6 protein-coding genes are annotated in these 13186 nt (G+C 36.9%); all 6 read right to left on the bottom strand.

Annotated elements, in window-relative coordinates:
- Positions 1–8 precede the first annotated feature (8 nt).
- The 6 genes from DXB58_RS00865 to DXB58_RS00840 all read right to left on the bottom strand — a co-directional run bounded on the left by DXB58_RS00865 (position 9) and on the right by DXB58_RS00840 (position 13177).
- Positions 9–3137 carry a SusC/RagA family TonB-linked outer membrane protein gene (locus DXB58_RS00865; protein WP_122135690.1) on the bottom strand — a complete coding sequence of 1043 codons (3129 nt, stop codon included), beginning with the start codon at positions 3135–3137 and terminating at the stop codon, positions 9–11.
- 49 nt (positions 3138–3186) lie between these two features.
- Positions 3187–4248, bottom strand: coding sequence for a DUF4961 domain-containing protein (locus DXB58_RS00860; RefSeq protein WP_122135593.1), 1062 nt, complete (start codon positions 4246–4248; stop codon positions 3187–3189).
- A gap of 17 nt (positions 4249–4265) precedes the next feature.
- Positions 4266–4721, bottom strand: a complete 456-nt coding sequence (locus tag DXB58_RS00855) for a DUF5004 domain-containing protein (protein ID WP_233527204.1) — start codon at positions 4719–4721, stop codon at positions 4266–4268.
- A gap of 16 nt (positions 4722–4737) precedes the next feature.
- On the bottom strand, positions 4738–6594 hold the full coding sequence (locus tag DXB58_RS00850) for a RagB/SusD family nutrient uptake outer membrane protein (protein WP_233527203.1): 1857 nt from the start codon (positions 6592–6594) through the stop codon (positions 4738–4740).
- A 172-nt stretch (positions 6595–6766) separates the two neighbouring features.
- Positions 6767–9916: a glycosyl hydrolase gene (locus DXB58_RS00845; protein ID WP_122135688.1), complete on the bottom strand. Its 3150-nt coding sequence runs from the start codon at positions 9914–9916 to the stop codon at positions 6767–6769.
- Between the two features lie 582 nt (positions 9917–10498).
- A complete protein-coding gene (locus tag DXB58_RS00840) occupies positions 10499–13177 on the bottom strand; it encodes a family 78 glycoside hydrolase catalytic domain (protein ID WP_122135591.1) in 2679 nt (892 codons plus the stop codon).
- Between the last annotated feature and the right edge of the window lie 9 nt (positions 13178–13186).

The raw sequence follows: 13186 nt of genomic DNA, 5'->3' as shown, positions 1-13186 counted from the left end.
ATAATTCATTAAAATCTGATATTAATACCTGTACTAATGCAACGCTGCAATGGATAGCTGGTAAAACCGACCTCCGGATCGACTAGATCACATGCAGATTTTGTAAACAGATTCTGTCCATTAACAAATATTTTTAAGCGTAGTCCCCCCAAGTAGTTATTACAGAATGAATCGGGTAAGCTATATCCTAAACTGATATTTTTTAAACGGATAAAGTTTCCTGAACGTAACCAAAATGAAGAATTCCAGCCATTACCTCTATTATACTCATTTCCACCAGCAGTTAATCTCGGAAATGTTGCAGTCTCAGCACTCTCTGGCGTCCAACGTCCTAGCATATTTTCATATGCTTGCCCATAATAACGACCATTCGTTTGAAACCCTTCAAGTAAAGTCCAATCCTGCAAATAAAGATCACGATTATAGGCACCTTGCCAGAACATAGAGAATTCCAATCCTCGCCATTCAAATCCCAAATCAATACCAAAATAAGAATAAGGTTTATCACCTCCAATAACAGTACGATCAAATTCATTAATTACTTTATCACCATTCAGATCTTTATATTTAATATCACCAGGCTGAATATTTTCAAAACCTTCAATTACTGGACTCGTATTAATTTCTTCTCTAGTCGTAAAAAAGCCATCAGCTACCAATCCATAAATAGCCCCTGCAGGACGTCCTGTCTGACGTAAATATTCTTCCGGAACTTCTTGCTCATCCATATAAAGTAACTTACTTTGTTCACAACTCCAATTAGCTGAGACATAATAATTAAAATCATTTACACGATCTTGATAGGTAATAGACAAATCTCCACCAAAACGACGAACTTTTCCAATATTTTCCATTGGATAAGACTGCCCAATCAGCTCAATACTCTTACCTCTATTCTGTAATAAATCAAAATACTTATCATTATAATAATCTGCCGTAAACTTTAAACGATTATTAAACATAGCCAAATCAACTCCTACATTCACCTTATACGCCTTTTCCCAAGTCAAGAAAGGATTTGCCAATGGGGTGTTTTCCATAGTCACATTTCCCATAGCTGACATCTCCGTTCCTAACGGATACCCTGCAGTTCCAATATGTGAGAACGTTTGCTGGTACATATAATAACCGGAGTTATCTATGCCATTACCCGTTTTACCAAACACGCCACGTATTTTCAATTTATTCAACCAATCAACATTCTCCATAAAATTTTCTTTGCTGATATCCCATCCTAAACCAAATGCATAAAAAGTTCCCCACCGTTTACCGGGAGCATAACGATTGTAATAACTTTCACTTAAAGCAGCTTGAACAAAATATTTCTCTGCATAATCATAAGCTACATCTGTTATAATATTAGAAGGTAATTGAGGTAAATCATAATTTACCAGAGTATGACGAGTGTCCCCCATTAAAGTAGCTTTCACTCCATGTACTCCAAAACGACGATTATAATCCACAGCAAACTGACCATACATTTGTTGATAGCTAGTCACCGAATAAAATTTATTAATTTGTGAATTACTTGATCCATACTGGGTATAAGTTTCTTTCCCTTCTTTATCAAAACCATAAGAATACACCGGAGCACGTTTACTACGTTCAGTATACGAACGATTCTGAATAGAAACATTTCCAACCAAACGTGCCGACAATCCTTTTACTAACTTATCAAAATTATACTTCAAATTAATACCTCCCACCATATCACGAGCAGTATCCATAATGTAACCAGAATTGATAGCTTGTGACATCAAGTTATTATCAAAAGTCACATTACCACCCCACGTTCCATTCGGGTTTTTAATTGGATACGCATTATTGGGAGTCGTATAAATTGTATTTAGCAAATTACTATAATTCACTCCTGGCTGATTTCCATCTTCTACGCGTCCTAACAATGTAACTTTAGCAGTAAAATCATCAGTTATATTGATATTAACTTTTGAAGAAATCATATAACGAGAATAAGATAAATTAGTATCATGTGCATCACTTTCTGTTGGATTAGAAAATAATCCATTTTCATCCATGTAACCTATACTGACAAAATATTGTGCGAATTTGTTTCCCCCAGTCACATTCAAGTTATATGATTGGGTAGTAGAGGTTTTATTTAAAATCTCATCAAACCAATTTACATTAGGATGCGTGTACGGACTTGATTGTGTACGGAACTTATCAAAATCATCATATGTGTAAAACGGATCCTTGCCATCATTCTGTAATGCCTCATTCAACAAATAAGCATATTGATATGCAGACAAAGGATTAGGTGTTTTAAGAGCACTCTGTACACCAAAACGTCCGGTAAATGACAATTGAAAACCTTGTTTTATTGGTTCTTTAGTAGTAATTACTAATGCCCCTCTCGAACTACGCATTCCTAAGAACATTGATGACAAAGCATCTTTCTGGATAGATACAGACTCTATTGCATCCGGGTCTATTGAATAAAGCTCCCGTTGTATTCCATCAATAACCACCACAGGAGCTATACCACGTGAACCAACATTAAACTCTGTATTATCACTATAAAATCCTTCTCCAAACACAGGAACATTTCCTATAATATCACTTGTTGAATTAGCAGAAGTTTGATGAACACGTGCTCCTCTGTATTGAGTAATATTTAAGCCCGACAAACGCCCTTCTAAAGCTGGAAGAATAGTCGTTCCCATCATAGATGACAGTTTATCTGTATAAACAGTAGAAGCTGAACCTAAAAAACTATTTTTGTCTTTTTCCTCGTAAGGACCATTAATAACCTCTTTATCCTTAATAAAGTGTTCATCCAATGTCACTTTAAAGATACGTTCAGTGTTCTTCAATTTATTTACTTTTATTTCTTTATAAGTAAATCCCGGATGCGATAAACGCAATACATCCCCCTTTTTTAGTTGGAATTTAAAAACACCATCAACACCCGTCATTACTTTAAAATCACTATTTTTCATCGTTACCGTTACATCCGAAACCGGATTACCATATTGGTCGACCACCTTTCCAGTTATATCAGCATACTTACTCGTTTTTTGTGCCGACACATTTGGACTCAGCATTCCAAGAAGCATACACACTGCAAGCAACATGAAATAAAACCGGTCATTTTTTTTAATTGCCATATTATACATACAATTTACTATCATTTAATATTAATAAAAAGCATAAGTACCGACAGCTTTATTCACAAATAAGTTCGCTGTAAAATGGTTCTTCTTCTCCTTCTACTTCACCTCCTTCAGCAGCTATTTTATCATCGGTACTAGTAATATTAATTGTACCATCTGCATTTGTGAATATATACTCAATCCGTGTGATAATCTCACCCTCAGGAATACCAAAAAATCCCGTTGGCCAAATAGTCAAGTTGTAAATATTACTAAATGCACGATCTTCTTTAATCATCAATGTTTTTTCACTCTTTTCATTTACTGAATAAGTATTACCGCTACTGGTATATGCCGTAGCTTCCATATAAATAGCATCAGCATTCACAAGCTCATTAACATAAATATCACCTAAAAAAGAGAATGTCACATAATCATCTTGTAACGCAGCCAATGGCTCTACTTTGTTAAAATGGAAAGAACAAAAATCAACTACTCCACCATCTCCCTCTACTACTTCAAAACACTGATCACCAGGACTATACTTTTTATACTTCTCATCTCCAGGAAAATCATCTTCTGCAAAATTGATAAAGAAAGCTGGTTTAAAACGCAAATTTTTAGGCCCAGCTTTACATTTCAAAGTAATAGTAATATTTGCATAATCATGATTTTTTATGGCATACAACTTATCTGTACGAAAAGCTACCCATTCCATATCATTTAACACATTCGTACTAACTCCATATTCTGCCATCAATAGATCTGCCCAAGGTACGGTCGCATTTTTGGGTACCAATTTAGTATCTACGGGGGACATTGGTAATGGAGTAACTCCATCTTCTACACCATCAGCTATATAAGTTACCGTAGTATTTTCGCGTGCATTCCAACTTTTAGGAACCAATACAGCAACAAGGAATCTCCTCGTTTGATCCTCGGCAGCTTCAATGTGCCCTTTCACAGTAAAAGTGGCAACTTCTCCAGCCTTCACCCAATAAACAGGTTCTTCTTCCGTACCTTGATTGATGCTCACATAGTCAAGATAAACACACCCGACCATTATAATTGTTATCAATAATAGAAGAGCTCCCAAACCATAACTTCTATTTTTTTGTTTATTATTTGTTCTCATAAGGTTACATTAAAGCGTTATTCTATTACTTGTTTAAAAGTATAAACATATGTATTAGTATGACATCCTGGACTCAACTTTATAGTCAACTGGCGTTCCCCATCCACTGTCAAAAATCCTATTTCAGTCTTTACTTCTTCATTTTTCCCTTCTTCCCTAAAAACAAGATGAAACGGAAACTGTGGATCATCTACACTCCATGTCCCATTATTTTCTACAATGAATGGTAAATAATTTCTTATTTCATATGTACTATCTTTATTCAATACAATATGAAAACGAGTAAAATCCATATACTTCGTAATATCTATCCCATTTCGGACAACCGCAGATAATTGCCAATTACCATCTACATGTTTAATCGTCTCCGAATAACTTTCAGGCGTCATTTCATCTTTAAACGTATCACACGAACTAACCATGGCAGTTAATGCTAGAAATGAGCCGACTACAAAATGCATATTTAGTCTCATATTTCTATTTTTTTAATTATTCGTAATAAGGATTCTGAAGCAAATCGTCACTCTTTACAGTCTCTTTATAAGGAATAGGAAAGAAATACATAGCCTCACGGAAAGTATGCTTACGTACTGCTATTTTTTCACCTTTCTCAACTCCATTAGTACTTCTCGTGATTTTATATCCATACATCTGTTGATTCTGTGTTGTTTCTGCGATCATCCAACGACGTACATCAAAAAAACGATGTCCTTCAAAAGCTAATTCAATACGACGTTCTAAACGAATAGCTTCCCGCATCTCTTTATAATCCATACCTTTCTTCAGTCCATACATTCCATCATCTCCAGGTTCAATTCCAGCACGTTCCCGAAGTGTCTTCAACACCTCATATGGACTTACAATATGCCCATCCAAAATATCTTCGTGATCTGGTCCATAATATTCATTAGCAGCTTCTGCATAATTTAATAAGATTTCAGCATAGCGAATCAAATCAAATGCTTGAGAAGTTGCAAGCCAATGATTACCAGCTAGTTGACGATGGCCAAATTTACGAATATAATATCCTGTCGGTGTACCTGAACCAAAAGTATCAGAGGTACTTCCCGCACCTACATGAGTATAAACAATATGATTCAGATCACCACCACTGGTTAATTTTGAACCATTCCATACTACTGTATTAGCAAAACGCGGATCTCTTCCCTCATCTGGCTTCAACGGATTATAAGAATATTTACTACTAGGGTCATTGATAGCTTTCCCGTCTTTCATCGGAAATTGCTCAACCAAATCATGATAAACATAGCCACCATTACCATTTCCTCCACAACTTGGAGCTCCAAACAAAGCCTCACGTTCATTGCTAGACCCTGCAGGTCTATACTCAAACAACATTTCACAATATGTGCCATCAGGATAAGTAACTCCATTTCCCGCATCAGGAACTTTATAGAAGTCATTATTATGGAAAATTGCATAAAATCCCCACCCCGGTTCAGAACTTCCTTTTCTATCTGTCTCATCATTACATATATGATTAGAATAAATTGCAAAAGTATTCATCCTAATTACATCAAGAGCAGCATCAACAGCATTTTTCCAACGTTCTTTATTATATTCCGGGTGGCCTATTATTTCTTTAGGAAAACCTGCTGAATTTCCAAAATCACTACCATTGAACAGTTCACTAGCTTCATACAAACGAACACGTGAAATTAGCCCATTACATGAACCAGCAGTAGCACGTCCAGTATTTATTCCTCGAAATTTATTTGGTAAATCGCGAGCGGCCTGTTTACATTCATTAACAATATATTCTACACAGTCAGCATACGTATCACGACTTGTTTTCATCTCATCATCTACCTCATATATATTATCACCAATTAGAGGAACTCCACCATAATGTCGTAATAGCATAGCATAATACCATGCCCGCAGAAAACGAGCTTCCGCCTTATACTGTTGTTTCACAGATTCGGTTATCGGACTCCCATCAACATACTTCATAAACACATTTGCGCGACGAATATTAACATAGGCAATCTTCCACACATCATCCTCTTTTGCATTTACCGGATTAATCGTACCCGTAGCAAACATTACGTCATTAGTCACATCGGTAACAACTTTGTATGCAGCCTCATCACATGCCGTTTGCAAGCCTCCATGCTGAGTAACCCAACCCATATACTCCGTTTTGTAGCGATTAGGTTTAACATCATACCCCACATCTGTATAAATTTGTGAAAGAAATCTTGCTGTATACGCACTATCAGCGAATACCGTCTCCCGATCAAGATCTGTCGTTTCCACTTGTTCCAAATTGGAGGTACAAGAAGAAAGCGAAAATGTACCTGTAACAAATAAGCACAAAAACACAACTTTTTTCATATTACTAGAAATTATTAATAAGTCTTTAATACATATTTATATTATGACGATTATTCATATATATACCACTAAAAAGATTGATCATAGTCTCATAATGAAAATTCAATTATAGTAACCCCTTGAAGTAATTTCATAACGATATTTTCTTGTTTAACATTATTTAATTTACTAATTTATAATCAATTGTCTGAATTTCTACAGGTCCAAGCAAACCTGAGGACTGTAATGGAGAATCTGCTTTCCACGGATTAATAGTTGTCCATGTCGGACGTTGGTCTTCTGGAAGAGACTGGTCACCAATTAGACGATTTTGCCAATTATTGACAACTGTTATTTCTAATTTATTCTCACCTTCCTTTAAATAATCTGTCACATTCAAACGATATGGATAAGTCCACACACCGCCTACATAGTGTCCATTCAAAGTAACTTTAGCCATTACCATCACACTACCCAATTCAAGATACAAATTCTTCTGTGGAAGTTCTTTTAATACAAATTCTGTTTCATAGACAGCTTGTCCTGAGAAATACTTAATTTTATTATCATCTGCATTTGTCCAATCTTTCAAATGAGACCAAATTACCGGTACCTCCGGTCCACGTTTACCTGCTTCAAATGTGATCTTCCAAGGGGTATCTATCTTATAAACAGTTGTTTTCTGTGGAAAATTATCTTTCTTTTCTGTTACCTTATTATTCTTGCGAAAAACAATAAAGGCACTTTCATTTCCTTCCAACTCAATCGGTAAAGATATATTATCTTCTTCACTTCTAAAATCTGGTAAATAGCGGATCTCCCCCGTTACAGGATTCCAAAGTTCCGGAGAGAAATCCTGAGATACGCGAAACTCTCCGTTAAAAATCACTTTCTCATTATGCTGATTGGACACAAAATAAATTTCCGCATCCGGTAGAGTTCGATGTATAAACAGAACTGGCATATCCTTTTCACACATAAAATCAGGACGTATATTCAGTGTATCCAATACATCTTGTAAAGCAAGTCCTCGTTGGAATAGTCGTCCTTTTCCATAATGATCGTTAGCAAACAGTTCTGTACCAATATGTGAAACTTCCTTATCTACCTCAGGATAGCCAGATAGGCTTGGAGAATATTCAGGAGCATCACCATAAACAGCCAAGCCATTACGTACCAATTCTCTAATCTTTTTCAGTACCTCGGGGCGCATTGATTTTTGATTTGGCAATACCAATAAACGATACCTCATTCCATCAGGCAAGGTTAAATAACCATCCTTAACGACAGCTCTCGTTAAAAGAACTTCAGCATTAATAAAGTCAAAAGAATACCCTTTTGGTAATTGGGGGTCCATTGAACCTGTCATTTTTGGAGCATCTTCACCGATGAAATAAGCAACATCCGCCACATAAGTACCTTGCTGTAAAAGGAAGTTCGATCTCCGCAAATAGTCTGTAAATAAATCCATCTGACTAAACCAAGTGTTTTTACGATGAAAATCATTTCCAAACCAAGCACTCACACCGGGATTACGATCTTCATATGGTTGATGAATATACAAATGGAGTAATGAAGCATTGATACCTTCTGTGAAAAAACGATCAATACGTGCTTTCATATTACCCGGATAATGGGTAAAATTTGGTCCTCCACTTGTACACGATTCTGCCCAAATACGCTTTTTTCCATAAATATGTCCGCAAGAGGAAGCACAACGGTTTTCAATTAACCCCAAATCACCAAAGCTCCAAAATTCACCACTAATCTCATCAGATTGGCCACCATATTGCAAAAACTCTCCCGGAAATCCCCAATGCCCATAATTTTCTAACCAAGTTGTGAGTCCATGTTGATGACAAATATCCCTCAATCCACCTACATAATCATATGAAACAGCATCAGCAATCAAACGACGTAAATCCCAAAGAAAACGCGAAGATATATCCTCATTACCAACAACCTTACCATATAGAGTTGGTAAATAAGGTACCGGATCGTACCCATAAACCTTCTTAAAACGCTCCAGCATATCATCTGTCCAATTCTGACTACCTGTTTCATAACTATCCTGTACAGCTATCTTCAAGCTCTTCCGATCAGCTTCGGGGATACGACGGAGGATTTCACCCATATAAGCATCAAAATGTGAACTAATATGCTTTCTACTCATCTTGTCTACCTCAAGCCCGGTAGCTTCAGGTGTGGCAGGTGTATTTGTCACGCCTGTCGTTTTCATTTCTAAACAAGAAATAATCCAATTTCCTTCAGGCACATTCCAAGTCAACATTCCGTCGGACGACAGAAAAGCTGTTAAATCCATCACTTTATCTTCCGGTATCACAAATCCCTCCGAATCATTATACCAATCTTGGTTAGGCCACATATATGAATCCCATTTGGGATCAGGACGCTGATACATTTTTGCCAAAGATTGTTCAGGATACCGTTCTACCATTTTTGCAGAAGAAAGAGAGATAATAGCCTCAATGTCTCCATAAGAATTAATAGGTTTATCCAACAACAAACGAAAATCAGCAGATTGCGTTGCAGGAAGAGAAATAACAATCGGAGCATTTGTAAAAAAGCCAACAGAACGCATTCCATTGGTACGATCTATCTCAAATGTCCGAATCGTTTTATAAGTATCACCTACTTTAGCTTGTAGTTCCGCTTTCGTCCATACATAATTGTTTGTTGTAAAAGTAAAACTACGAATAGTCTGTATTTCATCAATATGCATATCAAAAACAACAGGTTCATATCCTTTCTGCTGTACTTTCCATTCTTTTTTAAACACGCCACATTGTGTAGGATGAGCTATAACACGAACCAATTGCATAGAGTCCGAGTACTCAGGTATCGTATATGAAAGTGTCTGCGGACCTTTTACCTCCATATCAGTAGCAGCTAAATAACGCATACTCTGTTCTGGCTTCACCCATGGTCCCCCTGACTGACTCCATCCCGGACTATTAAACATTCCTATTTCTATATCCAATTCTGTTGCAGTTTTCAGTGCTGCATGTACAGCATCCCACCAATCTGGCGTAAAGATCTTTACGTCTCCATAAGCATTTCCTCCTATATCAATATTTCCGATGTAAGCACGAGTAATCCCTGCCTTTTTCATGGCATGCAAATCCTTAACCACTCCTTCTTTTGAAATATTATCTGAAATCCAATACCAATAACATCCTACTCGGATACTATCCGGAATTTCTCGGAAACCTTTCTCTATAGCTACTATAGAAGGGGTATCTTTCCCATTCGAGCACCCTGATAACAAGCAAATCATGGCACTCGCTACTATTACTAAAACATTTCTCATGACATTAAAATATTCACTTTCATCAAACAATATTCCCAACAACTCCTCTGACCCAATGATAAAAAGAGAATAAACAGGCCGGAGGATTATTGTGGAAATTCAAACGCCAATCCTAACTTTTTACCTACATCTATTATCTATTGAAACTTATACTAAGAACACCTAAGAAGCGTAAAACCACTAAAAGAAAACAAAAAATATATCGCATAAAAAAAAGAATAGAGGTAGTAAGAATCTAATCTATTAACTATAAAGTTATTGTTCCTAGATACAAAAATTTCTGTCCGCTAAAAGTAAAGTTCTCATTACCTGTGTATAAACTATAATTGCAATTATAGATTACAAATAATCCAAAAGAAGTTTGGTAACAGGAGATTAGATATTTATCTCTAATGAAACAAAACTTATTTATCTACAAATTAAGTAGTGACTGATATAAAACAGACAAATTGTTCCTACCTCCTCCCGACATTATCTTTGTATTCTGATCAAAGCAAGTTTCGGAACGAAAATAAATGAAAGAAAAATTTAATTTTATAATGGAAGGGAAGATATAGAAATCTTCCCCAAATATGAGTTTATTTATAGTTTCTTCAGACCAAAAACAAAATCGTAATCTCCAGCTTCTATGGCAACAGTTTGCTTTTTAACGCTTACTTTCTTTTTATTCATTTTACATGAAACAGCATTATCGGGAATACAAACTGTAGCAGTTGTTCCAACAGGAACTATTAATCGAAGACGCAACTGGTCATCTTTCAAATTCCAATTAATGGTAATCGTTCCATAAGGTGACTCTTTTGTCACTTTCGACCAAGTCACTCCATTTGGAATTTGAGGATCAACATAGAAATGACGATAACCCGGTTCAGCTTCATCAAGACGTATTCCTCCTACCGCTTGATAGAACCAAGTACCGATACCATTATAACAGTTGTGTACACGACTTCTCTCTCCACTCCAGTATTCCCAAGTTGCCGTTGCACCGTGGTCAATCATATACAAATACCCCGGATAATCACGTTTTTTCAACATTTGATAGAAAAAATCCACTTTTTTATTCTGAATAGCCCACTCTGTCAGGATAGGAACTCCCACCAAACCGACTGCAATATGCCCTTTATGCTTTTCTTCGGTGATAGCTATCATGTTATCTTTCACTTTGTTATATAAAGAATCCGGAACAACACCTACCAACATAGGATAACACATATCCAATTGTGAACCAGTAGAATAAATACCTTCATCCGCACGATAGAAAGTCAGATGAATCAGTTTGTTGAGTTTTTCCCTACGTAAAGCAAATTCCTCCGCTTCTTCTTTTTTACCTAATTTCAAAGCAGTATTATACATAGTACCCAGACATTCACTGATGAAACAGTTACTTACCAGATCCACAGAAGCTTGATTACCAGCATCCACTCCCATTGGTGCCAACCAATCACCTAAATACCAGTCACGATATTTTGTATCAGGCCAACGTTTCAACAAACCATCCACCGTATATTTATCAACATATTTAAACCACTCTTTCATTTGAGAATAATATTTCTCAATCAGTCGAGGATCGTTGTAGTTGATATACGTTCTCCAAGGAGCCTGTACAAAGAATCCACACCAATATGGACCACCGCCACCAGCACCAGGATTAGGACCAACATGCGGTAAACTTCCTCCTTCACGCATGGAATCTCCCCATGTCTGTATCCAGTTTTCGAACGTTGGAGCTACATCATACATAGTTTGCAAAGACATAGTAGACGAATTTCCATCACCACCATATCCTGCACGTTCCAAATGTGGACAGTCTACCATATAGCCGCTAAAAGTCAGGCATTTCATTGTGTACTGGATCATATTATGAATAGCGTTCAAGTCGGCATCCGAACACTCAAAAGTAGTAGCCTGCTTATAGTCTCCATAAATCTGCAAGGATTTCATCCATTCAGTTTCCGGTTTTTGCGGAAGATTAGAAATACGCACATATCGAAAAGCATGATGATTGAATTTATTTCTGAAATATTCGCCTTGTGTACCACCAGATACATAAATATCACTTTCACCTTGTTTGTCAAACTCACCGTCTTTCGTCAGATTATCACTATACTCCATAGTAACCTCATGACCTGAAGGTAATATAGGCATCTGCATCTCAAACCATCCTGTCTGGACCTTTCCCATATCTACCAGCCACATTCCTTCACCTAATTTCTTCACGGAAACAGCCTGTAGTATCTGATGAATTTTATTCACCTCACACATTTGAGGTGAAGTAATATGATCAGGAACTTTCACTATTACCACAGGTGTCCATTTCATCTTATCCAAAGCCTCTGATGAAAGATCCCGAAGAAGAATCCTGCCATCTACCCTCTCACCACCAAACTGCAATGCTCGCCAAGTACCCGTATCCGAATAACCACTTTCACGCCCAGTCCATGTATGGTCTGTTTTAGCCACGGCTTCCCATCGACCGTTTTTCAAAACATCTAATTCTGCTTTCACCAACGGCCCCTCATAAGCAGCTCCAAAAGTAGTTGTCTTATACCATCCTTGTCCCAACCAGATTAACAAATCATTTTCTCCTTCTCTCAAATAAGGAGTAATATCATAGGTAACAATCAATGAACGTTTGGTCAGATGTGAAACAGCAGGCGTAAGTACATCTTCACCTACCTTTCTTCCATTGACATAGATTTCGTGATAACCCAACGTATTTACATGCAAGAAAGCAATTTCTCCTCGGGTCAATCTCACTTTTTTACGCAGAATTGGAGCACAAATCTTGCCACCTTCGGCAGAAGACCCTATATAATCACCCTGCATCTGCGACTTATCCAAAATGCCAACTCCAAAACGAGCGACAGGACTCCATGGTGACACTTGTTTTTTAGAATCCCAAACACGCACTCGCCAATAACATAAAGAACGAGAAGTTAACGTTTTCCCTTGGTAAGGAACCATTACAGAAGCGTCAGATTTCAATTTCCCGGTATTCCATAAATCAGCTTTACCCTGTGCCAACAAAACACTGTCCGAAGCTACTTGAATTTCATAATAAGTTTGTCCACCTTTCCAGCCATCACCCTTTAATTTCCAACTAAAGTGAGGAGTTACATTATCGATCCCCAAAGGATCAATCAGATTTTCACATTTTAACTCCGCCAAATAAAAAGACGGCGTTTTTTTATTTCCATATACTATCACTGATAGACAACAGAAACAGCAAACTAAACACAACAATCGTTTCATACTATTCATATTCTATTT

Source organism: Bacteroides sp. OM05-10AA, from assembly GCF_003439055.1.
Lineage (GTDB): Bacteria > Bacteroidota > Bacteroidia > Bacteroidales > Bacteroidaceae > Bacteroides > Bacteroides intestinigallinarum.
The sequence above is the reverse complement of the archived record's forward strand: the minus strand, read 5'-3'. Positions and strand labels throughout refer to the sequence as shown.

What these genes read in the sequence shown, in the direction of transcription:
- DXB58_RS00840 (WP_122135591.1), bottom strand. Translation starts at nt 13,177, where the DNA reads ATGAATAGTATGAAACGATTGTTGTGTTTAGTTTGCTGTTTCTGTTGT.
- DXB58_RS00855 (WP_233527204.1), bottom strand. Translation starts at nt 4,721, where the DNA reads ATGAGACTAAATATGCATTTTGTAGTCGGCTCATTTCTAGCATTAACT.
- DXB58_RS00845 (WP_122135688.1), bottom strand. Translation starts at nt 9,916, where the DNA reads ATGAGAAATGTTTTAGTAATAGTAGCGAGTGCCATGATTTGCTTGTTA.
- DXB58_RS00865 (WP_122135690.1), bottom strand. Translation starts at nt 3,137, where the DNA reads ATGTATAATATGGCAATTAAAAAAAATGACCGGTTTTATTTCATGTTG.
- DXB58_RS00860 (WP_122135593.1), bottom strand. Translation starts at nt 4,248, where the DNA reads ATGAGAACAAATAATAAACAAAAAAATAGAAGTTATGGTTTGGGAGCT.